The sequence below is a fragment of the Kitasatospora sp. NPDC086801 genome, assembly GCF_044745805.1.
Classification (GTDB): Bacteria; Actinomycetota; Actinomycetes; order Streptomycetales; family Streptomycetaceae; genus Kitasatospora.
Genome location: NZ_JBIVAX010000050.1, coordinates 27,952 through 52,139 on the forward strand (window position 1 = coordinate 27,952; position 24,188 = coordinate 52,139).

Sequence of the window (24,188 nt, forward strand, 5' to 3'; positions counted from 1 at the left end):
GCACCGCGGCCATAGTCACCAGGTGCCGACCCGACCTCCACGCCCCAGCCGCCTCGCCTGGGCGAGCCGCAACTTCCGCATCCAGACCGCCGCCACCGTGGTCAGCGGCCTCGGCAATGCCGGCGCCCCCATCGCCACCGCCTTCGCCGTGCTCGGCCACGGCGGCACCACGTCCGAGGTCGGCTACGTCACCGCCGCCCGGCTGCTGCCCACCGTCCTGCTCCTGGTGGTCGGCGGCGCCCTCGCCGACCGGATGCCCCGGCACCACCTCATGGTCGCCGCCAACCTGTTCAGCGGCCTGTCCCAGGTCGTCCTGGCGGCACTGGTGCTGGCCGGGGACATCCGGCTCTGGCAGCTGATGCTGCTCTCCGCCGCCGGCGGCGCCGGGTACGCGCTCTACTCCCCCGCCTCCGGCGGCATGATGCTGCAGGCCGTCGCCCCGGAGCACGCCGCCCGGGCCTTCTCGGTGTTCCGGATGGGCCAGAACGCCTCCCAGATCGGCGGCGCCGCGCTCGGCGGCGCGCTCACCGCCGCCGTCGGCCCCGGCTGGGTGCTCGCCCTGGACGGCGCCTGCTTCCTGGTCGCCGCCTCGCTCCGGTTCTTCCTGGAGGCCGAGCAGGCGCCCGCCCCGCAGGGCCACAGCATGCTGCGCGATCTGCGGGAGGGCTGGCGGGAGTTCGCCTCCCGCCGCTGGCTCTGGGTGATCGTGGCGCAGTTCTCCGTCCTGGTCGCCTGCATCGGCGCCGTCGAGTCGGTGTACGGGCCGACGGTCGCCAAGGAGCGCCTCGGCGGGGCGTCCGACTGGGGCCTGGCGATGGCCGCCTACGGCGTCGGGCTGGTGGTCACCGGGGTGCTGATGGTCCGCTGGCGGCCCCGCCGGATCCTGCTGGTCGGCAACTGGGGGGTGTTCCTGTTCGGCGTACCCGCCCTGGCCTTGGCCGCGGGCGCGCCGCTGCCGCTGCTCGCGCTCGCGATGTTCCTGTCCGGGGTCGGCGTCACCGTCTTCGGCGTCAACTGGATGATCGCGCTCCAGCAGGAGATCCCCGAGGAGATGTTCTCCCGGGTCGCCGCGTACGACGAGCTCGGTTCCTTCTCGCTGTCCCCGATCGGCATCGCGCTGGCCGGCCCGGCGGCCACGGTGCTCGGCCTCTCGGGCGCGCTGTGGGCCTGCGCCGTGGTCTGCCTGGTGCTCAGCGCGGTCGTGCTGCTGGAACCTCAGGTCCGCCGGCTGGCCCGCAGGAGCACCGCCGACGCACCGGTGGCCGCCCCCGAGCCGGCGGCCGCGCCGTGAGCGCCCCGTGCGCCCCGCGTGCGCCCGGCCGTACGCAACCACCGGTACGCCCGGTTCGTCCGACCAGGTAAGTCCCACCACCGTCTCCGGAGGACCACTGGTGCCGAAGCCGCTGTTGTTCCTGGACGTCGACGGGGTGCTCAACCCGGTCTGCCCGCACCCGGACGCCGGGTTCGACACCCACACCCTGTTCGGCTACGCGGTGCTCCTCTCCGCCCGGCACGGCGCCTGGCTGCGCGAACTGGCCGGCACCTACGAACTTGTGTGGGCCACCAGCTGGGAGGAGCACGCCAATGCGCACATCGCCCCGGCGATCGGCCTGCCCACCCTCCCGCTGGTCCGCTTCACCGGCGACGTCCCGCAACCCGGTGACCCGCGTGTCCCGCTGATGGAGCTGTTCTCGGCCCGCAAGTGGGCCCCGCTGCTGCGCTACGCCGCAGGCCGCCCGTTCGCCTGGGTGGACGACGTCATCCCGCCGCGGCTGGTCCGCAACTCCCTCTGGCGCCGCGACCGCCTGCTGCTGCCGATCGACCCGGGCCAGGGCCTGGAGCGCCGGCACGTCGACCGCCTGCTCGCCCGGCCGCCACGCACCCCGGCCGGCGGCCTCCCGCTCAAGGGGTCGGCAGCCAGCTGACGTGCCCGGCGAGCAGCGCGTACCCGACGAAGGCCACCGTGTCGATCAGCGCGTGCGCCGCGACCAGCGGCATCACCCGCCCCCAGCGCCGGTACAGCAGGCAGAACACCGCCCCCATCACCATGTTGCCGACCAGCCCGCCGACCCCCTGGTACAGGTGGTACGAGCCGCGCAGCACCGAGCTCGCCACCACCGCCGCCGGCCACGACCAGCCCGACTGCCCGAGCCGGCGCAGCAGGTAGCCGAGGACGACGACCTCCTCCAGGGCGGCGTTCTGCCACGCGGAGAGCACCAGCACGGGGACCCGCCACCACACGTCCGGCAGCCCGGACGGCGCCACCGTCAGGTTGTAGCCGGCCGCCTGCGAGGCCAGGTACAGCACCAGCCCGGAGCCGCCGATCGCGGCCGCCACGGCGGCGCCCCGGCCGAGGTCGCGCAGCTTCTGCCCGAGGTCGAAACCGAGCACCCGCAGCGCGGCGCCCTCGCGCACCAGCAGGTACCCGACCAGCACCACCGGCATCAGGCCGCGCCCGATGTAGTACAGCTGCCACACCAGGTCCAGCCAGGGCCGCCCGGGCGCGCGCGAGCCGTTCAACGTGGCGACCTGCTGGCCGAGTCGGACCGGTTCGGTGAGCGAGGCCGCGAAGCTGATCAGCGCGCTGACGCCGCTGGCCCCGAGGGAGAGGCCGAGGACGATCAGCAGTTCCACGCCGAGCAGCCGGCGCGTGGGCTTCGCGGTCTCCGGTGCGGTCGGGACGGTGGTCACGGGGGCTCCAGCGGGGCGGGCGTCGCTCCGGCCGTCGGCCGACCGCCGGAGCGATCATCCTGACACAGCGGTCCGGCTACCCGACCGGCCAGGTGTGCACCGGTTCGCCGGTGCGCATGTGCTCGATGTAGCGCCTGGTCATCGCGGCGAGCGCGGCCGGGCGGTCCATCCCGTACTGCTCGCGCAGCCGGTGGAAGGTCGCGCTCTGCCAGGCCGCGCCGTTGGTGCGGCGCAGGCAGCGCTGTTCGATGATCCCCAGGTAGCGGTCCCGGTCGGCGGGCTCCACGCCCCACTCGTCCAGTCCCTGGTGGGCCATCGGCAGCAGTTCGTTGAGCACCAGGTCGACGGCGGACACGGTGGTCAGCCCGCCGCCGCGGCCCGCCCGGCCCGGGCGCGGCCACTGGAACACCGCGTCGATGCCGTAGCGGGCGCCCTGCCGGAAGTTCTCGTCGGCCCGCTCGAACGGCAGCCGGGTCCAGACCGGTCGGGGCTGCCCGGCGAGCACCCGGACCAGCCCGTAGTAGAAGGCGGCGTTCGCCAGCGTGTCGGCCACCGTCGGCCCGGCCGGCAGCGCCCGGTTCTCCACCCGCAGGTGCGCGATCCCGCCCGCGATGTCGTACACCGGCCGGTTCCAGCGGTAGATCGTGCCGTTGTGGAGCCGCATCTCGGCGAGCCGGGGCGCGCCGCCGGAGGCGAGCACCTTCATCGGGTCCTCGTCGTCGCAGATCGGCAGCAGCGCGGGGAAGTACCGCAGGTTCTCCTCGAACAGGTCGTACGCCGAGTCCACCCAGCGCTCGCCGAACCAGGTGATCGGCCGCACGCCCTGCGCCTTGAGCTCCGCCGTACGGGTGTCACAGGCCTGCTGGAACAGCACCGGACGGGTCTCCCGCCACAGCTCCCGCCCGAACAGGAACGGCGAGTTGGCGCCGAGCGCGAGCTGCGCCCCGCAGATCGCCTGGGCCGCGTTCCACACCGAGGAGAAGCGTTCCGGGGTCACCTGCAGGTGCAGTTGCAGGGAGGTCGCGGCGGCCTCGGCCACCATGGTGATCGTCTCCAGCTGGAGGTGTTCGACCCCCTCGATGTCCAGCGCGATGTCCTCGCCGCGGGCGGCCAGGATCTGGTCGCTGAGCAGGCTGTAGCGCGGGTTGTGGGAGATCGCGTCCAGGCCGGTGTGGCCGTGTTCCAGGGTCGGCAGGATCCCCACCATGACGATCCGGGCGCCGGCCTCGGCCGCCCGGCGGTCGGCGTAGCGCAGCCCGGTGTCGATCTCCTCGCGCAGGTCCTCGAAGACGTGCCCGCACAGCCGGTGCGGCACGATGTTCACCTCGACGTTGAACCGGCCCAGTTCGGTCTGGAAGTCACTGGAGCCGATCGCGCTCAGCACCTGCGCGTTGCGCAGCGCCGGCAGGCCGTCCTCGTCGGCCAGGTTGAGCTCGATCTCCAGGCCCATGACCGCCCGCGGCCGGTCGAACCGGTCCTCGCGCAGCATCCGCCCGAGCGCGTCGAGGCAGGCCTGGAGCTTGCGCCGGTACAGCTGCCGGTCCGCCAGGTCAGCCCGAGTCGCCACGACCTTCTCGCCCACGGTCCCCTCCTCCTGAGACACCGGCCGACTCGACCGTGCAAGCATCATGCCCACCTCGAAGATCGATACCCGAATGCTTGTACTGGCTTGCAATGCAAGGAAACTGACGGAGAATCAGCACATCTGCCGACTTGCCCGACGCCACCGCCTGTGATAAACAGGTCACCCTGCGCACCTGTTCGATAGAATTCGCACTGCGCTCCGGCCGGCCCGCTCCGCCTCGAAGCCCTCGTCGACGGCGGCGACCGCGCCGGCACCGCGATCATGCACAACCGGACACGGCCAGGTCCCGTCACCGATGACACACCGCGCCACGCCGGTATGCCGCACTCGCACGCCGATCTCGCACGGAGAGGCGGACCCCGCCATGACTCTGCAGACCCCCCAGCCCCCGCCGAGCGCCCTGCGCGCCGTCCTGGCCGCACTCGACTCGGAGACCGCGCTGCGCCAACCCGCCGCCGCAGCACTGCGCCATCCGATCGGCCCACTGCTCCCCGCGCACCCGCTCGCCGTCCACGTCCTGGACGGGCCGCGCCCGGAGCTCCCCGCCGCCCGCCGGACGGGCTGGCGCTTCCTGATCAAGGACGGCACCGAGGTCGCCGCCGCCGCAGAGGTGGTCCAGGCCGTCGAGGGCCACACCTTCTCGCACTTCACCGCCGGCCCCTACCTCGACTCGACGGTCCGGGCGCTGCGCCATGCCTGGCAGCTCGCCCAGGGCTCCCGGTCCCGCCAGCAGCCCCGGCTACTGACCTTCCCCGGGCAGTACGCGACGGCGCTGTGGCTGCACAGCCCCGACGCCGGCCCGGGCGCCGACCAGCTGATCCCGCTGGCCCCGGCCCCGCTCGGCGTCACCGCGCACCGCGCCTACCCGGCCGGAGAGCTGCTGCCGCTGCTCGCCCGGGCGCCGCTCGCCAAGCCGCTGCTGCTCGGCTCCTCCTGAGTCGGCCCCACGCCGCCGGGCCACCGGGTCGCCACCCGGCGGCCCGGCGGCGTGCGCGTCGCCTTCACCCGCCCGAGCCATCCGGACGGGCCATCCGCCATGACCTCCTCGGGCCATGCCGCAGCTGACCCATCGGTGCGCCTTTTCCCGCCGGACCCACCTGAACGGGTGATCTCTGCCCGGGAGTTGTGGCGCATGTCACGAAATCCCTGCGCGCGCGTCCGCAGATGCCGACACTGGGAACCAGCGTGGAAGGACCCCCTGTCCTACCCACTTGAGCGCCGGTCCACACCTGGTCGGCGCGCGGACAGGATCCGGCTACCGCGGCGGCTCCCGGCGGCTCCGCCGGCGGCCGCACCACGGGGGAGGATCGCAGAGCGAAGCGAGGGTACGCGTATGTGCCAGCACCGTCCTGAGTGCCCGTCGGCCGAGTCCGAGGACCGCGAGGCGGCCGTCACGGTGGCCTGCCACCCGGAGCAGGGCTGGAGCCTGCTCTGCAACGGCGTCGTGATGTTCGAGGACACCGGAGAACTGCTGCCCGACGGCCGGGTGATCGCGCCGCGCCGCCCCGTCGCCCGCGCGGCCTGACCGCACCGGCGGGGGCAGCCGCCGTACGACGACGACGCACGGCAGGGCCCCGACGGTCCGTACCGTCGGGGCCCTGCCGTGCGTCCGGTCCGGCTCAGACGCCGTACTCCTCCAGCGGCGGGCAGGAGCAGACCAGGTTGCGGTCGCCGTACGCGCCGTCGATCCGGCTCACCGGCGGCCAGTACTTGTCCGCCGGGTTCACGCCCGCCGGGAAGACCGCCTCCTGCCGCGAGTAGCCGTGCGCCCAGTCGCCGGCCAGCGCGGCGGCGGTGTGCGGGGCGTTGCGCAGCGGGTTGTCCGCGGCCGCCCACTCGCCCGAGCCGACCTTGTCGATCTCGGCCCGGATCTCGATCATCGCGTCGCAGAACCGGTCGATCTCGTGCAGGTCCTCGGACTCGGTCGGCTCGATCATCAGCGTGCCGGCCACCGGGAAGGACATCGTCGGCGCGTGGAAGCCGTAGTCGATCAGGCGCTTGGCGATGTCGTCCACCGTCACGCCCGTCTCCTTGGTCAGCGGGCGCAGGTCGATGATGCACTCGTGCGCGACCAGCCCGCCGGGGCCGGTGTAGAGCACCGGGAAGTGCGGCGCCAGCCGCTTGGCGATGTAGTTGGCGTTCAGCACCGCGACCTGGGTCGCGCGCTTGAGGCCCTCGCCGCCCATCAGCCGGACGTACGCCCAGGAGATCGGCAGGATGGCCGCCGAGCCCCACGGCGCCGCCGAGATCGGGCCGACCCCGGTGGCCGGGCCGGCCTCCGGCTGCAGCGGGTGGTTCGGCAGGTACGGCGCCAGGTGGGCGCGCACCGCGACCGGGCCGACGCCCGGGCCGCCGCCGCCGTGCGGGATGCAGAAGGTCTTGTGCAGGTTCAGGTGCGAGACGTCCGCGCCGAACTTGCCCGGCTTGGCGAGGCCGACCAGGGCGTTCAGGTTGGCGCCGTCCACGTACACCTGGCCGCCGGCCTCGTGCACCAGGGCGCAGATGTCGGTGATCTGGGTCTCGTACACGCCGTGGGTGGACGGGTAGGTGACCATCAGCACCGAGAGGCTGTCACGGTGCTGCTCGATCTTGGCCTTCAGGTCCTCGACGTCCACGTCGCCGTCGACCAGGGTCTTCACCACGACCACGCGCATGCCGGCCATCACCGCGGAGGCCGCGTTGGTGCCGTGCGCGGAGGACGGGATCAGGCAGATGTCGCGCTGGGTGTCGCCGTTGGCGTGGTGGTAGGCGCGGACGGCCAGCAGGCCGGCCAGCTCGCCCTGCGAGCCCGCGTTCGGCTGGATCGAGACGGCGTCGTAGCCGGTCACCTCGACCAGCTGGCGCTCCAGCTCGCGGATCAGGGTGAGGTAGCCCTGGGCCTGCTCGATCGGGGCGAAGGGGTGCAGCTGGCCGAACTCCGGCCAGGTGACGGCCTCCATCTCGGTGGTCGCGTTGAGCTTCATGGTGCAGGAGCCCAGCGGGATCATGCCGCGGTCCAGCGCGTAGTCCCGGTCCGACAGGCGGCGCAGGTAGCGCAGCATGGCGGTCTCCGAGCGGTGGCTGTGGAAGACCGGGTGGGTCAGGTACTCGTCCTGGCGCAGCAGCGCGCCGGGCAGCGCGTCGGCGGCCTCGGCGACCTCGACCGCGGGGACGCCGAACGCGGCCCAGACGGCGGCCAGGTGCTCGCGGGTGGTGGTCTCGTCGGTGGAGACCGAGATCCGGTCCGCGCCGTCCTCGTGGACGTTGACGCCGTTGGCGCGGGCGGCGGACGCGATCTCGGCGGCGCGGCCCGGGACGACGGCGGTGACGGTGTCGAAGAACTCGCCGTGCAGCAGCTCGACGCCGCCGGCCCGCAGGCCCTCGGCGAGGGCGGCGGCGTAGCGGTGGGTGCGGCGGGCGATGTCGGCCAGACCGTCCGGACCGTGGTACACGGCGTACATCGAGGCCATGACGGCGAGCAGCACCTGGGCGGTGCAGATGTTGCTGGTGGCCTTCTCCCGGCGGATGTGCTGCTCGCGGGTCTGCAGCGCCAGGCGGTAGGCGCGGTTGCCGTCGGCGTCGACCGAGACGCCGACCAGGCGGCCGGGCAGCGAGCGGGCGTACTCGGCGCGCACCGACAGGTAGCCGGCGTGCGGGCCGCCGAAGCCCATCGGCACGCCGAAGCGCTGCGAGGTGCCGCAGGCGATGTCGGCGCCGAGCGAGCCCGGCGAGGCGAGCAGGGTCAGCGCCAGCAGGTCGGCGGCGACCGCGACGATCGCGCCGAGGCCGTGCGCCTGCTCGATGACCGGGGTGAGGTCGCGGACCACACCGGTGGCGCCCGGGTACTGGAGCAGCACGCCGAAGACGCCGCGCTCGGCGATCTCGGCCGGGATGCCCTCGGACAGGTCGGCGACGACGACCTCGACACCGGTCGGCACCGCGCGGGTGTTGATCACCGCGATGGTCTGCGGCAGGGTCTCGACGTCGACCAGGAAGACGCCGCCCTTGACCTTGGTGACGCGGCGGGCGAGCGCCATCGCCTCGGCGGCCGCGGTGCCCTCGTCGAGCAGCGAGGAGCCGGAGGTCGGCAGGCCGGTCAGGTCGGAGACCAGGGTCTGGAAGTTGAGCAGCGCCTCCAGGCGGCCCTGGGAGATCTCCGGCTGGTACGGCGTGTAGGCGGTGTACCAGGCCGGGTTCTCCATGACGTTGCGCAGGATCACCGGCGGGGTGAAGGTGCCGTAGTAGCCCAGGCCGATCATCGGCTGGAGCACCTGGTTGCGGCTCGCCAGCTCGCGGAGTTCGGCGAGCACCTGCGCCTCGCTGCGGCCGCCGGGCAGGTCCAGGCCGGTGATGGAGCGGATCGCCTCGGGAACGGCGGTGGCGGCGAGTTCGTCCAGCGAGCCGTAGCCGATGGACGCCAGCATCTTCTGCTGCGCGGCGTCGTCGGGGCCGATGTGGCGGTTCTCGAAGGGGCTGGCCAGCTCAAGCTCGGTGAGGGTCGAGGCGCCGGTGGGGCGTCCCGCGTTCGGCTGGGCGTTCATGGTGGTCGAGGCCTCCTGGTCACGGACCGGCGGGGGTACGCACGCCGTCCGGCCGGAGCCGCTGCGGACAGCGGTTCGACCCGGGCGGGCGAACCCGACAGGCCTCCCCCTCTGTCATCGGGACCTGAGAGCTTCACCCGCACGGTGCGCTGTGGGCGCGCCGCCGGCTTGCACCGTCGGTGAGGGTGGTGGCCGTCGGCTCCCTCGCCGACGGTCCTGCCCTGCTTTCCAGAGTGACCTACCCCACACGGTACGGATGCCTGAGAGATTCCGGGGAGGAGTTGCTCCTTCGGCGCCCCGACCAGTGCTTTCCGTGGTCGGGGACTCTCCCGAGCGGGCTCGGCGGTCGCGGCCCAGGGTACCAGCGGGAGGCCGTCCGAACACGGGTGCGTCAGGACACTGACCCGGTTCGGTCGTGACCGGCACGTGACCCGGACGGCCCAGCCCCCGGCCCGTCCGGCCCCACCCCGGTCGCGGCCGTCCGATTCATGGCTTTTGGTGTGAAGTGGCGGACGGAACGGGTGCTCCGACCGCCTTCCTGCGGGAGTTCCGCAGGCGCAGCGCACTGGAGGAAAGAGTGCAAACCGATATCGACCCCCGGGACCTCATCGGCCACAAGGCGGTCGACCGCAACGGAGACAAGATCGGCACGGTCGACGAGGTCTACCTGGACGACGCCACCGGCCGGCCGGAGTGGGCCGCCGTCCGGACCGGCATCTTCGGCCGGGACGCCTTCGTCCCGCTCACCACGAGCGAGTTCTCCGGTGACGAGCTCCGGGTGCCGTACGACAAGTCGCTGGTGAAGGAGTCGCCGGACTTCGGCGTGGGCCAGCACCTGTCGCCCGCCCAGGAACTCCAGCTCTACCGCTACTACGGCCTGGACACCCCGGTGGACGGCCGGCCGGTCGGCCCCGACGGCGACCAGCCCGCGCGGCCCGACCTCGACTTCGGCACCACCTCGGCGGCCGGGCCCGTGAAGCCCATCGCCTTCCACTCCCTCGACCCCGTCCCGACCACCACTCCTGCCAGCACCGCCACGGAGGCCGACGTGCGGACCCTCGGCACCCCCGCGCCCGCGCCCGCAGCCGCCGCCACGGCGACCGAGCCCAAGCCCCAGCCCGCCCCGGCCGTGACGCCCACCGCGACCCCGGCCACGGGCTCGCCCGTCCCGGGGCACTCGACCGGCCCGGCCTCTTCGCCCCCCAACGGCCCGGTGGAGATCACCTGCCGCGAGGAGCGCCTGGACATCACCACGGACTGGCACGCCGTGGGCACCGCGAAGCTGCGCAAGTACGTGACCAGCGAGCAGGTCGAGCGCCGCGTCCCGGTGGTCCGCGAGCGCGTCCGGGTGGAGCGGATGCCGGTGAGCGAGGCCGAGCGCGCCTCCCTGACCGAGAAGGAGATCGCCGAGGCGGTGGAGGAGGTCACCCTGCGCGAGGAGCGCCCGGTGGTCCGCAAGTACCTCGCCCCGGTCGAACGGGTCCGCCTGGTGGTGGAGCGCTACACCGCCGAGGAGGTGATCCGGGAGGAGTTGCGCCGCGAGCACGTCGAGATCCACGACAACACCACCGCCGCCGTCCCGACGCCCCCGGTGGCCAACCGGGCAGCCGAGGCCCCCCGCCCGGCCGTGCTGCGCCCGCTCGCCTGACCCCTCGCCCGAGGACCCCGGACCCCATCGGTCCGGGGTCCTCGGCATGCCCCGCCCCGTTCGCCGCCCGGCCGGAATCCTTCGATTTTGCCAAAGCGTCACCACTGGATATTTGACACTCTGAAGTATCTCCCGGCATGGTTACTTCAGTTCATTCACTATGTACGGGAGGAAGCAACCGTGAGTGAGGCACCACAGCCCACCACCGCGGCCGAGAAGCAGAGCAGCGCCCGGGTCCTGCCGGCCCTCATCCTGGCGATGCTGTCGTTCAGCGTGGTGCAGACCGCGGTCGTCCCGATCCTGCCCTCGCTGGCCAAGGAACTGAGCGTCTCCGCGTCCAGCATCACCTGGCTGATGACCGCCAACCTGCTCTCCGCCGCCGTGCTGACTCCCCTGCTGGGCCGCTTCGGCGACCTCCGGGGCCGTAAGCCGATGCTGCTGATCTCGCTGGCCGGTCTGGTCGCCGGTTCGGCGCTGGCGGTCAGCACCCACTCCTTCACCTGGCTGGTCGTCGCCCGTGTCCTGCAGGGCGCCGGCGGTGGCGTGCTCCCGCTGGCGATCAGCATCGTCCGCGACGAGCTGCCCAAGCGGAAGGTGACCGGCGGCGTCGCCGCCATCAGCGCCTCGATGGGTGTCGGCTCCGGCCTCGGCCTGGTCGCGACCGGTCTCCTGCTGGAGCACTGGAGCTACAAGTCGATCTTCTGGATGGGCCTGGTCTTCGGTCTGATCGCGATCGCCCTGGTCGCGTTCCGCGTCCCGTCCGACCCGGTCACCGACAAGGAGGGCGGCGCCGACCCGCTCGGCGCCCTCACCCTGGCCGGCTGGCTCTCCGCCCTGCTCGTCGCGGTCAGCCAGGGCAACCACTGGGGCTGGACCTCGACCAAGACCCTCGGCCTGTTCGCCGTGGCCGCCGTCGTCGCCCTGATCTGGGGGGTCATCGAGACCAAGGTCGCGCACCCCCTGGTGGACATGAAGATGATGTCCCGTCCGGCCGTCGCCTTCACCAACCTGGCCGGCCTGCTGATCGGCTTCGGCATGTACGGCTCGTTCATGGTGATCAGCAACTTCGCCCAGACCCCGGAGAAGCTCACCCACTACGGCTTCACCGCGACCGTCCTGCACGCCGGTCTGCTGCTGCTGCCGTCCGCGATCGGCTCGATGGTGGCGGCCCCGGTCGGCGCGATCCTGATCGCCCGCCGCGGCCCGCGCCTGCCGCTGGTCCTCGGTGGCGTCCTGGGTGCCGTCGCGATGGCCTACCTGGCCGTGCGGCACAGCCACGAGGGCGACATCTACATCTCCTCGGCGATCTTCGGTCTGGGCATCGGCCTGGCGTTCTCCGCGATGCCGGCCTACATCAACGGCGCCGTCCCGGTGGAGCAGAGCGGCATCGCCAACGGCATGAACGCCGTGCTGCGCACCGTCGGTGGCGCGATCGGCACCGCCGTGATGGCCGCCATCCTGACCGGCGACACCATGAAGCTGCCGCCGCAGATCCCGCTGGTGCTGCCCACCCTGGACGCCTACAAGCACGCGTTCTGGGCCGCGGCCGTCGTCTGCGCCGTCGCCGGCGTCGTCCCGTTCCTGATCCGCGGCGTCAAGCCGGCCGCCACCGTCGTCGCCTCGGGCAACGCGGAAGACCGGAACTCCAGCCCCGCGCTGGCCAAGACCGACGCCTGACCAGGCGTCCGGCCGCCGCGCTCAGGGACAGGGCGCGGCGACCCGGCCTTCGGACGGTCATGAGGGCATCACGACCGCACGAAGTCCGGCACGGTATGCGGCCCCAACCGGTACTCCCCCCACCGGTTGGGGCCGCTTCGCGTTTCACGGCCCCGTCTCCCCCGTCTCCCCCGTCTCGCCCGGACCCTCGGCCCCACGCAGCGGCAGCGGACGGGCCGGTTCCAGCGCCGGATCGTCCACCGCGAAGGTCCGGATGCGCCCCGGCCCGCTCCACGGCGTCTCGAACCGCACGGTGACCCGCCCGACACCGCTGCCCTGCACCCACCCGGGCCCGAGCTCGGCGTGGCGGACGTCCTGCCCGGGCATCCAGCGGCGCGGCGCGGCCGCCTCCGGCTCCTCCTCGGCCTCTTCGTCCTCCGCCTCCGCGTGCTCGGCCGCCTCCTCCCGGAGGGCCTGCGCGAACAGGTCCTCCTGGGTGTAGTCGGCCAGTTGGGCGACACCCACCCCGAGCAGCCGCACCCCGCCGGTGATGTCCACCTGGGCGGCCAGCCGGCGCGCCGTCTCGATGACCACCGCCTCGTCGTCGGTGGGTCCGCGCAGCGTCTCCGAGCGGGTCAGCGTCGAGAAGTCGAACCGCCGGACCTTGAGCACCACCGTCCGCCCCGAACGCCCGGCCGCGCGCAGCCGCCGCACGCACCGGGCGGCCAACACCTCCACCTCGCGCAGCACCCGCTCCCGGTCGGCGAGGTCCACCTCGAAGGTGTCCTCCACCGAGACCGACTTGGCGTCCTGATCGGCCACCACCGGCCGGTCGTCCAGCCCTATCGACATCTGGTGCACGCCAGCGCCGTGCGCCCGCCCGAGCAACTGCACCAGTTCGCCCTCCCCCGCCTCGGCGAGGTCGGCCACGGTGTTCAGCCCGGCCCGCCGCAGCACCTGTTCGGTGGCCGGCCCGATCCCGGGCAGCGCCCGGACCGGCATCGGGCCGAGCACGGCCCGCTCCTGCCCGGGCTCGATCAGCACCAGCCCGTCCGGTTTGGCCTGCTCGGAGGCGATCTTCGCCATCAGCTTGGACCCGGCGGCCCCGACCGACCCGGTCAGCCCGGTGCGCCGCTGGATGTCCGCCCGCAGGTCCTCCGCCAGGGCGATCACCAGCCGCTCCCCGGTCTCGTGGTCGGCCTCCGCCAGCACCGGACCGTAGGGGCCGGCCTCCAGGTCGACGAAGGCCTCGTCCAGGCTGAGCGGCTGCACCAGCGGCGACAGCTCGCGCAGCAGGCGCATCACGATCTCGCTGACCTGCCGGTAGGCCTCGAAGCGGCCGCTCAGAAAGGCCGCGTTGGGGCAGAGCCGGCGCGCCTGCGCCATCGGCATCGCCGAGTGCACCCCGAACTTCCGCGCCTCGTACGAGGCGGTGGAGACCACCCCGCGCCCGCCGAGCCCGCCGACGACCACCGGCTTGCCGCGCAGGCTCGGCTTGGCCGCCTGCTCCACCGCCGCGAAGAAGGCGTCCATGTCGAGGTGGATGATGCTCGGCAGTGATCGCACCCGCCGATCATCGCGCACGGGTCCGACAATGCGGACGAACCCGGGGAGCGCCGGACAGGCCCTAGCGCCTCGCGGCGTCCGCCAGGGCCTTCGGGATGCCGTCCTCCTCGGGGCCGAGGAACAGCGGGTCCGGCCGCAGCCAGGCGTTGACCGCCGCCTTGCCCGCCCCGGGGATCTCCCGCAGCCCGCCGTACAACCAGGTACTGTCGTGCAGCTCCGGCACCCCGACCGCGTACGCGTCGATGCCCGCCGCCTCGCACAGGGCCAGCGCCCGGCGGACGTGGAAGTCCTGGCTGACCAGCACCGCCCGCTCCACCCCGAAGACCCGCCGGGCCCGGGTGCAGGAGTTCCAGGTGTCGAAGCCCGCGTAGTCGCCCACCACCCGGACCGCCGGCACCCCGTGCTCGATCAGGTAGGTCCGCATCGCGTCCGGCTCGTCATAGCTGTCCCGACCGTTGTCGCCGGTCACCAGGATCGCCTGCACCTTCCCCGCCCGGTACAGGTCCAGCGCCGCGACCAGCCGGTGCTCCAGGTACGGCGACGGCTTGCCCTGGTCCAGCCCGGCGCCGAAGACCACCGCGACCGGCGCGGACGGCACGCTGGCGACCGTGCCGATCCGGTCCCCGGCCGAGCACCACAACCAGGCACTCGGCGCCAGCGCCAACGAGCAGAGCACCGTCGCCGCTTGGAAGGCCCTGCGCTGCACGGGCCGCCGCCGAAGCCGGACCTTCAGCAGCCCGCCCCGACGCCGCAGCAGCTCCGCTATCCCGGTGCCGAACCTCACGTGCCCTCCCTCGATCGCCCCTCACCAGGCGCAACGACGAGGCCGCGGGGCCCGCCCGGTGCCCCCCCCGGCCCCCCGCCCCCCCCCCCCCCCCCCCGCCCCCCCGCGGGGGCGGGGGCCCGGGCGGGTCCCCGGCCGGGCCCCGCGGCCTCGTCAGTTCTGCGTTCAGACCGCCCGGTTGCGCCGCTGGGCCAGCTCGTCCGACGGGTCGTGGCCGACCAGCGTCTCGCCGGTGTCGGTGCGCTCCCCGTGCAGCCGCCCGAGCGTGAGCTCCAGCTCCTGCCAGACCGCTCCCACCGCGATGCCGAACACCCCCTGACCACCCTTCAGCAGGTTCATCACCTGTTGCGGCGTGGTGCACTCGTACACCGTCGCGCCGTCGCACATCAGCGTCATCCCGGCCAGGTCGCCCTGCTCGGCGGCCTGCAGATGGGCGACGGCCACCCGGATGTTCTGCAACGAGACGCCCGCGTCGAGCAGCCGCTTCACGATCTTCAGCAGCAGGATGTCGCGGAAGCTGTAGAGCCGCTGGCTGGTGGCCGGGTACGCCGAACGGACGCTGGGCTCCAGCAGTCCGGTCCGGGCCCAGTAGTCCAGCTGGCGGTACGTGATGCCGGCCGCCGCGCAGGCCGTCGGACCGCGGTAGCCGATCAGTTCGGACGTCGGGGCCAGCCGCTCGATCGCGGGCTGACCCGGCTGCACGGCCGGGAACCTGCCCACCCGGGGCAGGTCCGTCACGGTGCGAGCGGTGCGCGGCAGGTGCACGGCGCACAGGCCTCCCACGGCCGCGTCATCGCCGGTGCTGCTCATGCCTACCTCCGTCCACTGGTGCTGCGGGCAACCCGAACTGCGGGCATCGGTCACCCGGACAGCCACTCCTGACGGTAGGCAGTCCCCTATGACCCGTCAACGATCGCCACGCCGGGCCAGACAAACCACATCACTCAGGAGAGTGGTTTTTCGTGCCCCTAGTGTGGGTAGGTCGACGGTTTTTGGCAAAACGGCAAGCCAAACAACGGCCCGACCTGTACGGAAATCCGGTCCGCGCTACTGCGGACCGCTGCCCCCGAAGTCCTCGGGCGACACCTGGTCGAGGAACTCGCGGAACTTCTCGACCTCGTCCTCCTGCTCGTCCGGGATCGCGATGCCCGCCTCGGCGAGCACCTCCTCGCTCCCGTAGATCGGCGTGCCGGTGCGCAGGGCCAGCGCTATCGCGTCGGACGGCCGGGCGCTCACCTCGACCCCGCCGGTGAAGACCAGCTCGGCGTAGAAGACGCCCTCCCGCAGGTCGGTGATCCGGACCTCGGTGAGCTGCTGCCCGAGCGCCTCCAGGACGTCCTTGAAGAGGTCGTGCGTCAGCGGGCGGACCGGCGTCATGCCCTGCTGGGCGAAGGCGATCGCGGTCGCCTCGCCGGGACCGATCCAGATCGGCAGGTACCGATCGCCCCCGACCTCCCGCAGCAGCACGATCGGCTGGTTGGAAGGCATCTCCACTCGGACACCCACGACGTCGAGCTCATTCACACAGGCAACCCTATGGCTCAGGCCCCGGATATGAAAGCGCAGGGCCGACGCCGCTGGTCAGCGCGGTGCACCCCGGCCGCCCGGGGTCTGGACGGCCACCCCGCAGGAGCCCCGCGGGAATCCCACGGGGACGCTATCCGCGGCTGCGCAGACCGGCCTGGACCATCGCCGCGTGCAGCCGCACGGACAGTGTCGCCAGCTCCCGAGCGGTAGCCTCGGCATGGGCCCTGGTCTGCGGGTTCCGGTGTCGGCGCAGTGGCGCCACCACCTGTTCCACCAGCGCGATCTCCCGATCCGCCGCGGCCTTCATCGCCCGCAGGTGCCGCGGTTCCAGCCCGTACCGGCCGAGTTCCGCGACCAGCCGGGCCACCTGCAGCGCCTCGCCGTCGTACCCGCCGTCCGGACCGGGCGCGACCAGCCCGTAGGCCTCCCACTCGGACAGCTCGCGCTCCCCGGACTCGGCGGCCGCCAGCAGTTCGGCACGCCCCAGCCGGACTCCGGACGGGACGTCGGCCGAGGCGACCAGCTCCCGGTCCGCCTCCTCCAGCGGCCCGGGCCGGGTGTCGGCGGAGGGGGGCAGCGCGGGCGGTGCCTCACCGCGCTCGATGGCGTCGAGGTGCTCGCGGATCACCCGCAGCGGCAGGTAGTGGTCACGCTGCATCCGCAGGACGTAGGCCAGCCGCTCGACGTCGGCCGGGCTGAACTTGCGGTACCCCGAGGGCGTGCGCTGCGGCTCGACCAGCCCCTCCGCCTCCAGGAACCTGATCTTGGAGATGGTGACCTCGGGGAAGTCGTCGCGCAGGAAGGTCAGCACCGCGCCGATGCTCAGCAGTTCGTCGCCGCGCCGCCGCCCACCCGGCCGGTCCGGACGGACCGGCTGCCTGGGGCCCGCGACCACCCCGCGCCCGCCGCGGCCCGCCTGCGGACCGGACGGTGCGGGGGTGGCCGCCCCGAGAGAAGATGAAGGGGTATTCGTACTCACTCGGGCTCCTACCGACGTTGGGTTCAGTACCCCCGGTTGTGGCCGGCGAAGAACACCAGCCGGTACTTCCCGATCTGCACCTCGTCGCCGTTGTTCAGCGACACCTCGTCGATCCGCTCCCGGTTGACGTAGGTGCCGTTGAGGCTGCCGACGTCCGCGACGCTGAACCCGGCCGGCGTCCGGCGGAACTCCACGTGACGCCGCGAGACCGTGACGTCGTCCAGGAAGATGTCGCCCTGCGGGTGACGGCCGGCCGTGGTGACGTCGGAGTCCAGCAGGAAGCGGCTGCCCGAGTTCGGACCGCGCTGGACGATCAGCAGGGCCGAGCCCGGCGGCAGTGCGTCGATCGCCGACAGCACCTCGGCCGACAGGGCCGGCGTGGCGCCGGTGCCCGTCGTGGTGTTGGGGTCGTACGACTCCAGGCCGGAGATGGAGATGGTCGACGTGGTCTCCGCCGCCCCCTCCGGAAGCAGGCCGCCGCGCAGCGCCGTACCGCAGTTGGAACAGAACCGGGCCGAGGCCGGGTTCTGGTTACCGCACCTGGGGCACGGAGTGGGGCCAGCCATGTTCACAGCCTCCTGGCGCGGCACACCCGACGGGTTGTGCCCGGCGTACGGGTCGGGGGCAAACCCTCCACCAGAGGTTGAGGGTCCTGACGGGAAACCTATGCGCGGGTCGCCGGAAGGGTCAACCGACGCGCCGTAGCCCGCCGGATTCCCGGCGTACTGGGCGGCGCCGCCGCCCCGGAACAGCTGCTGCTCGGCGTACGGCGCCGCCTCGGGGGCGGGGCGCATGCCCGGCACGGCGGCCTCGTCCTCGGGCCTGCGGTGCCGCGCGGTGGGCGCCTCGACGCCGGCCGCGCCACGACCCTTGTTACGACCGAACAACTTCGAGAAGAAACTCACGGGCGAATCCCCTTGCGTGTGACAGACCCGCCCGCGGGGCAGGGTGAGAACCTCGGACAGGTCGCGGGCCCGGTTGCGGATCGGGCCTGCTGGAGTGGTACTCCGATGGTTGGTACTGCGGTTGGTGCTCCGGTGCGTACTGGTACGACCCAGTCTCGCCCACGCGACGGCGGCGCCCCGCACCGGGTGCCGCCCGCAGGTGACGGGCCGTTCGTCGGGCGCCCCGTCACTTCGAAGCCGGCTTGGCGTACTGCGGCGTCTTCAGATCCACGAGGGCGTCCACGACCACCTTCTGCTGCTGGGTGATCGTCGCCCGCGCCTGGTGGCTCTCCAGGGTGCGGACGACACCTCCCGGGATGTTCAGCGCGGGTGTCAGATCCTGCGGGTTCCCCACGACGGTGAACCGATAGGGCTGCGAGACCTTCTTCCCGTCGATCTGCACCCCGCCGCCCGACACGTCGGTGAAGTAGGTGTTGACCACCACGCGCACATCGTTGATCTGAATCGCCTCCGCCCCCGCCGCTCGAAGTTCCTGCAGGGTGTCCAGCAGCATATCTGCCTTCACCTGCCCTTGGGGATCATCGACCGTGAGTACGATGCCCGGACCAGTGGCTTTGACGGTGCCGGCGAGCACGCCGAGCTCCGTCGCCTTCTTCCTGGTCTGCTCCTGGGCCTCCTTGGCCTGGTTGGAACTGTTCTCCAACTTGGCCAGGGACTGCTCCAACTCCGCCTTCTCCTGCTGAAGACGCTGCTGACGGCTGTCCAGTTCGTCGAGGATGCGCACCAGGTCCTCCTGGCGGGCTCCGCGGAGCTGGCTGTGGTGGTCGTTGGTCGACCGCACCTGGATCGCCAGCCCCAGGCCCAGCGAGAACAGCAGTAGCGCCACCACCAGCTGCCCGCGCGACATCCGCGGCGGCCACAGGGCTGCCTTGAGGCGCCGCCGCCCCGCGCTGCGGTCCACCGCGACCGGCTCCACAGCGGGCTCGGGCTCAGGCTCAGGCTCGCACTCCGGCTCCACGGCCTTCGCGAGCCGCACCACGGGCTCGGGCGCCGCCTCGGCCTCAAGCTCAGGCTTAGCATCAGACTTCGCCGCAGCCCGCTCCTCGGGCTCCTCCGCCGCCGCAGCGGGCCCCTCGGCCTTCTCGGGCTTCTCCGGCTTCCCGGCGTCCTGGACCTCCCCGGCGCCGTCCGCCGGCTCGACGGGGCCCGCCTCGACCACCGGCTCCGGCCCTGGCACCTCGGTAGCCCGCTCCAGCGCCTTCCCGCCGCCGTCCGCGCGCTCCTCCGCCGCCCCGCGGCCCGACTCAGGCGCGGAAGACATGGCGCCGGATCGCGGCCGCGTTGGAGAAGATGCGGATGCCGAGGACGACGACGACACCCGTGGACAGCTGCGAGCCGACGCCCAGCTGGTCACCGAGGAAGACGATCAGTGCCGCGACCACCACGTTCGACAGGAACGAGACGATGAACACCTTGTCGTTGAAGATCCCGTCCAGCATCGCCCGGACGCCGCCGAACACGGCGTCCAGCGCCGCCACCACCGCGATCGGCAGGTACGGCACGACGGCGTCCGGCACCTCGGGCTGGACGAAGAGTCCGACGACCACCCCGATCACGAGACCCAGTACGGCAATCACGGTCTAGCTGCTCCTGTCCCTGCGGACGACGACCCGGTCGGGGCCGTCGTGGACGAGTGGGCTGTCGTGGTCTTCGCGGATCCGCTCGGCGTGCGCCGCCCGGTGCCCGCGGACGGTGAAACGGACGCGCTCGGGCTCCCGGAGGTTCCGGCCGTGGGTGACGGCGTCGGGGTCGGGGTGACCTGGACCGCCGCCGGGGACGCCGAGGACGAGGCCTCCGGTGTGACCGGCTGGGCGGTCCGCAGCGTCACGCCCACCGCGGCCGGCAGCGTCAGGGTCTTCTGCGCGGACATGGTCGACTTGATGCCGTACTTCTCCTGGAGCAACCGCAGGTACTGCCCGGCCATGTCGCTCTCGAAGGCGGTGAGGAGCTTCGGCCCGTCCCCGATCGCCTGGATGTTGTACGGCGGGACGAGCGGCCGGTTGTCCACCAGCACCGCCTCGCCCGCGGCCCGGATCGCGGAGAGCGCGGTGAGCCGCTGACCGTTGATCGCCACGGCCTCCGCGCCGGATCCCCACAGGCCGTTCACCACCAGTTGCAGGTCGCGGTCCCGCAGCCGGCCACTGTTGGAGAAGCCCTGCCCGGCCCGCGGGTCGACGTTCCCCCCGCTGCCGGTCCCCGCCGCGTCCTCCAGGACCAGCTTGACGCCCGGCCCCGTGACCTCCCCCAGGCCCACCGCGCCGGTCAGGTCGCCCTGGTCTCCGTCACCCGTGGCGAGCGCCTGCTGCTGCGTGCTCTCCACCCTGCGCCGCAGCTCCTGGACCTCCTGCTGGAGGCGGTCGGCCGAGCCGTTGGTGTCATTGATCCGGTGGATCAGCGCGTCCCGCTCCTTGGCCAGCGTCGGCTCCGCCTTGTGCGCGTTCACCGCGCCGACCGTCACCACGGCCCCGGCCAGGGCCAGCCCGGCGCCCAGCGTGAGCAGACCGCGGGCCGTCCTGGGTATCCGGCTGTCGTGGTCTCCGCCCCGCGCCGCGGCCGCCTCCGCGTAGCCCTCGTCCAGGCTGTGGTCCATCACGTTGGTCAGCAGGGACATCGAGGCGTCCGGGCGGTCGTACCGTCCGTTCGGGGCACTCGGCGTCGGCGTCGCTGGCATGCGGACCATCGTCCCACGTCGGCGAAGGGGCCCGCGCACACCCCTTGAGCTGCACACACGACACAAAGTGACGGATCACTGCGAACAGTGTGAAAACGGACAGCGGGGCGCGCGGACCACACCGCGCGCCCCGACCGTCAGCACCGTCGGACGATCAGGCCGGTGTCATCACCGCCCGGCCCCGTCGACCACCGCCGCCCACTCGTCCAGCAGTGCCTCGGTGGCCTCGTCGTCCGGGCCCTCCGCCCACAGGTGGGTGGTCGCCTCGGCCGGGTCCGGCAGCACCAGCGTCCAACGCCCGTCCGCCTCGACGACCCGGACGCCGTCGGTGGTGTCCAGCCGCCGGCTGCCGGCCGCCTCGACCACCGAGCGCATCACCATCCCCTTGGCCGCCCACGGCGTCGCGAGGTCCCGGCGACGGATGTGCGCCTGCGGGATGCGCGCGTCGATCTGGCTCAGCGTGAGCTGGGTCCGCGCCACCAGGCCGACCAGCCGCACGAAGGCGGCGGCCCCGTCCAGCACCCCGCTGAACTCCGGCACCACGAAACCGCCGCGTCCGTCCCCGCCGAACACCGTGCCCTCGGTGGCGGCCGCCTTCGCCAGGTCGTCCGGCGTCGTCGTGGTCCAGATGACCTGGGTGCCGTGGTACGCGGCGACCTGTTCGGCGATCCGGGTCGTGGTCACCGGCAGCGCCACCTGCCCGCTGCGCCGCTCGGCCGCGACCAGGTCCAGCAGCACCAGCAGCGCCCGGTCGTCGTCGATCACCCGGCCCAGTTCGTCGACGAACGCAACCCGCTCGCCGACCGGGTCGAAGCGGACGCCGAAGGCCGCCCTGGAGGAGGCCACCAGCTCACCGAGCCTGGCCAGCCCGGCCCGCCGCTCCTCCGCGTCCTCCGTCGGCCGCGCCTCGTCCAGCCCGCTGGAGACGGTCAGCGCCTCCACCCCGAGCCGCCCGAGGATGCTCGGCAGAACCAGGCCGGCGCTGCCGTGCGCGGTGTCCACGACCACCTTCAGCCCGGCCTCCCGGACCCCGGTGGTGTCGACGGCCCGCAGCAGGTTGCCCGCGTAGGAGTCGAAGACGCTGGACGGGAAGGTCAGGTCCCCGATCTCACCGGGGAAGGCCCGCCGGTACTCCTGGCGCGCGTACACGCGGTCCAGCTTGCGCTGCCCGGCCTGCGAGAGGTCGGCCCCGCGCTCGTCGAAGAAGAGGATGTCCAGCGAGTCCGGCACCCCCGGCGTGGTCCGCAGGAAGATCCCTCCCGCGCTCCCCCGCGCGGTGTGCTGCCGGGCCACCGGCATCGGCACGTTCTCCAGGTCGCGGACGTCTATGGCGGACGTCTGCAGCGCCGAAATCATCGCCCGTTTGAGCGCACGCGCACCACGCGAGTGGTCACGCGCAATGGTGACGGTCGCCCCCTTCTTCAACGTCGTGGCGTACGCGCCGGCCAGCCGAACGGCCAGCTCCGGGGTGATCTCGACGTTCAGGATCCCCGACACGCCGCGGACACCGAACAGGTGCTCCTGGCCGCGGGACTCCCAGATCACCGACGTGTTGACGACGGCGCCGGCCTCGATGGTCTTGAACGGGTAGACGCGGACGTTCGCCCCGATGATCGACTCCTCGCCGATCAGGCACTCGTCCCCGATCACCGCACCGTCCTCGATCCGGGCCGCCCGCATCACGTCGGTGTTCTTGCCGACCACGCAGCCGCGCAGATTGCTCTGCGGCCCGATGTACACGTTGTCGTGCACGACCGCCTTGTGGAGGAACGCACCACGCTTGACCACCACGTTGCTGCCGAGCACGGTGTGCTCACGGATCTCGACGCCGGCCTCGACCTTGGCGTAGTCCCCGATGTACAGCGGCCCGCGGAGCACGGCCTCCGGGTCCACCTCCGCGCCCTCGGCCACCCAGACGCCCGGCGAGATCTCGAATCCGTCGATCTCGACGTCGACCTTGCCCTCCAGGACGTCCGCCTGGGCCTTGCCGTAGCTCTCGTGGGTGCCCACGTCCTCCCAGTAACCCTCGGCGACGTAGCCGTAGACCCGCTTGCCCTCCTTCAACAATTGCGGGAAGACGTCACTCGACCAGTCGACGGACTCACCCGCTGCGACGTAGTCGAAGACCTCGGGTTCCATCACGTAGATACCGGTGTTCACGGTGTCGGAGAAGACCTGCCCCCAGGTCGGCTTCTCCAGGAAGCGCTCGACCCGCCCGTCGTCGTCCGTGATCGTGATACCGAACTCGAGGGGATTCGGCACCCTGGTGAGACAGACGGTGACCAGCGCGTTCTTGCTGCGGTGAAAGTCGATCAATTCCGAGAGGTCGAAGTCGGTCAGTGCGTCACCGGAGATCACCAGAAAGGAGTCGTCCTTCAACGCGTCCTCGGCGTTCTTGACACTCCCCGCGGTGCCTAGCGGCGTCTCCTCGTGGGCATAGGTCAGATGCATGCCCAAGTCCTCGCCGTCACCGAAGTAGTTCTTGACCAGTGAGGCCAGGAACTGGACGGTGACGACGGTGTCGGAGAGGCCGTGCCGCTTCAGCAGCCGAAGCACGTGCTCCATGATCGGCCTGTTGGCGACCGGAAGCAGCGGCTTCGGCATGCTGGAGGTCATCGGGCGGAGTCGGGTTCCTTCGCCCCCTGCCATGACAACGGCTTTCATTACGGGTGCGTCCTCCTTTGCGGTGGTGGACCTACAGAGGTCCATCAAACCGTTCCAGAGGGATCCCTACCCGGAAGGTATCGTCCGACGCACCGATACGGCGTGGGACTTCTCTCAGATCACGTCTCAGACTGCGGACGCGGAGCCCGTCGAGCCCGCACGGGTGATCCGCCGGGCCTGAACCGCGTAAAGAATACCGGCCCACCAGTACAATGTGGTCCCCCACCAGATGAAGGCCCAGCTCACCACCTCGGCCGGCCGCGCGATCCAGCTGTCCACGCTGCCGAGCAGGAGAAGCGGAAACGCGTACATCAGATTGAAGGTCGCGGCCTTCCCCAGAAAACTCACCTGAAGCGGCCCGTAACCGTGCCGGTTCAAAATGGGCAGCAGCGCGCCGAGAAACACTTCCCGGGCCAGCAGAATCGCCGTCACCCACCACGGAAGAATCTCACGCCAGGTCAAACCGACCAACGTGGACAGCACGTAGAGCCGGTCCGCCAGCGGATCGAGCAGCTGCCCCACCCGGCTGACCTGCCCCCATCGCCGCGCGAGTTTCCCGTCGAGGTAGTCGCTGACACCGCTCAGCATCAGGATCAGCAGCGCCCAACCATTGTTGTTGGGGCCGTCGAAAACCGGCCAGAGAATCAGCCAGAGAAAAAGCGGAACACCGACCAGCCGGCCCATGCTGAGCAGGTTGGGGATGGTGAGGACGCGATCGGTCTGGACCCGCGTCTCCTGGACCTCCACCCGGGGGCCTCCTGTCCCGTGTGACGACAATGCACGTTGACCCTACAACAGAAAAGCCCCCGCCAGGTTCACCCGGCGGGGGCTTCTCTCGAATGATTGTTCGGCGGCGTCCTACTCTCCCACAGGGTCCCCCCTGCAGTACCATCGGCGCTGTAAGGCTTAGCTTCCGGGTTCGGAATGTAACC

Annotated in this window: 20 protein-coding genes, 1 rRNA gene and 1 riboswitch; of the genes, 6 read left to right on the forward strand and 15 right to left on the reverse strand. The window is 72.1% G+C overall.

Going from position 1 to position 24,188, the window contains the following annotated elements:
• Positions 1–22 precede the first annotated feature (22 nt).
• Together ACIPLC_RS33530 and ACIPLC_RS33535 are read left to right on the forward strand one after the other, a co-directional pair.
• Positions 23–1,291, forward strand: coding sequence for an MFS transporter (locus tag ACIPLC_RS33530; protein ID WP_400476811.1), 1,269 nt, complete (start codon positions 23–25; stop codon positions 1,289–1,291).
• A gap of 100 nt (positions 1,292–1,391) precedes the next feature.
• The gene (locus ACIPLC_RS33535; RefSeq protein WP_400476812.1) at positions 1,392–1,925 is read left to right on the forward strand and encodes an HAD domain-containing protein; all 534 of its coding nucleotides are present in this window, start codon (positions 1,392–1,394) and stop codon (positions 1,923–1,925) included.
• On the opposite strand, the gene ACIPLC_RS33540 is transcribed toward ACIPLC_RS33535, so the two are convergent.
• Positions 1,903–2,691, reverse strand: coding sequence for a CPBP family intramembrane glutamic endopeptidase (locus ACIPLC_RS33540; RefSeq protein ID WP_400476813.1), 789 nt, complete (start codon positions 2,689–2,691; stop codon positions 1,903–1,905). The two genes, ACIPLC_RS33535 and ACIPLC_RS33540, sit on opposite strands and share 23 nt — an antisense overlap.
• Before the next feature lie 76 nt (positions 2,692–2,767).
• Positions 2,768–4,273 (reverse strand): glutamate--cysteine ligase, encoded by a 1,506-nt coding sequence (locus ACIPLC_RS33545; protein WP_400476814.1) that lies wholly within the window; start codon positions 4,271–4,273, stop codon positions 2,768–2,770.
• 367 nt (positions 4,274–4,640) lie between these two features.
• Between ACIPLC_RS33545 and ACIPLC_RS33550 the strand changes: the two genes are divergently transcribed.
• Complete coding sequence (locus tag ACIPLC_RS33550; RefSeq protein ID WP_400476815.1) at positions 4,641–5,213, forward strand: hypothetical protein; 573 nt, start codon at positions 4,641–4,643, stop codon at positions 5,211–5,213.
• Positions 5,214–5,609: 396 nt separating this feature from the next.
• Entirely contained in the window at positions 5,610–5,801 is a 192-nt protein-coding gene (locus ACIPLC_RS33555) for a DUF5999 family protein (protein ID WP_400476816.1), read from the forward strand.
• 94 nt (positions 5,802–5,895) lie between these two features.
• Here the strand turns inward: ACIPLC_RS33555 and gcvP are convergent, their stop codons facing one another.
• A complete protein-coding gene (gene gcvP / locus ACIPLC_RS33560; protein ID WP_400476817.1) occupies positions 5,896–8,796 on the reverse strand; it encodes an aminomethyl-transferring glycine dehydrogenase in 2,901 nt (966 codons plus the stop codon).
• A 238-nt stretch (positions 8,797–9,034) separates the two neighbouring features.
• Positions 9,035–9,138: riboswitch (glycine riboswitch) on the reverse strand.
• A 235-nt stretch (positions 9,139–9,373) separates the two neighbouring features.
• On the opposite strand from gcvP, the gene ACIPLC_RS33565 reads away from it, so the two are divergent.
• Positions 9,374–10,444: a DUF2382 domain-containing protein gene (locus ACIPLC_RS33565; protein WP_400476818.1), complete on the forward strand. Its 1,071-nt coding sequence runs from the start codon at positions 9,374–9,376 to the stop codon at positions 10,442–10,444.
• Positions 10,445–10,624: 180 nt separating this feature from the next.
• Positions 10,625–12,121, forward strand: coding sequence for an MFS transporter (locus ACIPLC_RS33570; RefSeq protein ID WP_400476819.1), 1,497 nt, complete (start codon positions 10,625–10,627; stop codon positions 12,119–12,121).
• Positions 12,122–12,265: 144 nt separating this feature from the next.
• Here ACIPLC_RS33570 and ACIPLC_RS33575 read toward each other — a convergent pair whose 3' ends face one another.
• From ACIPLC_RS33575 to rrf, 12 genes are all read right to left on the reverse strand, one after another.
• Entirely contained in the window at positions 12,266–13,666 is a 1,401-nt protein-coding gene (locus tag ACIPLC_RS33575) for a DNA polymerase IV (protein WP_400476820.1), read from the reverse strand.
• Between the two features lie 61 nt (positions 13,667–13,727).
• Positions 13,728–14,420: a vancomycin high temperature exclusion protein gene (locus ACIPLC_RS33580; RefSeq protein ID WP_400476827.1), complete on the reverse strand. Its 693-nt coding sequence runs from the start codon at positions 14,418–14,420 to the stop codon at positions 13,728–13,730.
• A 195-nt stretch (positions 14,421–14,615) separates the two neighbouring features.
• Entirely contained in the window at positions 14,616–15,260 is a 645-nt protein-coding gene (locus ACIPLC_RS33585; RefSeq protein WP_400476821.1) for a MerR family transcriptional regulator, read from the reverse strand.
• Positions 15,261–15,497: 237 nt separating this feature from the next.
• Positions 15,498–15,974, reverse strand: coding sequence for a bifunctional nuclease family protein (locus ACIPLC_RS33590; RefSeq protein ID WP_063350203.1), 477 nt, complete (start codon positions 15,972–15,974; stop codon positions 15,498–15,500).
• 133 nt (positions 15,975–16,107) lie between these two features.
• Positions 16,108–16,803, reverse strand: a complete 696-nt coding sequence (locus tag ACIPLC_RS33595; protein ID WP_400476828.1) for a MerR family transcriptional regulator — start codon at positions 16,801–16,803, stop codon at positions 16,108–16,110.
• 176 nt (positions 16,804–16,979) lie between these two features.
• A complete protein-coding gene (locus tag ACIPLC_RS33600) occupies positions 16,980–17,861 on the reverse strand; it encodes an FHA domain-containing protein (protein WP_400476822.1) in 882 nt (293 codons plus the stop codon).
• A gap of 226 nt (positions 17,862–18,087) precedes the next feature.
• Positions 18,088–19,080, reverse strand: a complete 993-nt coding sequence (locus tag ACIPLC_RS33605) for a DUF881 domain-containing protein (protein ID WP_400476823.1) — start codon at positions 19,078–19,080, stop codon at positions 18,088–18,090.
• Between the two features lie 85 nt (positions 19,081–19,165).
• Positions 19,166–19,498, reverse strand: a complete 333-nt coding sequence (locus tag ACIPLC_RS33610; RefSeq protein ID WP_030062488.1) for a small basic family protein — start codon at positions 19,496–19,498, stop codon at positions 19,166–19,168.
• On the reverse strand, positions 19,495–20,592 hold the full coding sequence (locus ACIPLC_RS33615) for a DUF881 domain-containing protein (RefSeq protein WP_400476824.1): 1,098 nt from the start codon (positions 20,590–20,592) through the stop codon (positions 19,495–19,497). Before ACIPLC_RS33615 ends, ACIPLC_RS33610 begins: the two co-directional genes overlap by 4 nt.
• A 168-nt stretch (positions 20,593–20,760) precedes the next feature.
• Complete coding sequence (locus ACIPLC_RS33620; RefSeq protein ID WP_400476825.1) at positions 20,761–23,256, reverse strand: sugar phosphate nucleotidyltransferase; 2,496 nt, start codon at positions 23,254–23,256, stop codon at positions 20,761–20,763.
• A gap of 126 nt (positions 23,257–23,382) precedes the next feature.
• Positions 23,383–24,003, reverse strand: coding sequence for a CDP-diacylglycerol--glycerol-3-phosphate 3-phosphatidyltransferase (gene pgsA, locus ACIPLC_RS33625; protein ID WP_400476826.1), 621 nt, complete (start codon positions 24,001–24,003; stop codon positions 23,383–23,385).
• A gap of 98 nt (positions 24,004–24,101) precedes the next feature.
• Positions 24,102–24,188 (reverse strand): 5S ribosomal RNA (gene rrf, locus ACIPLC_RS33630); the annotation flags it as partial.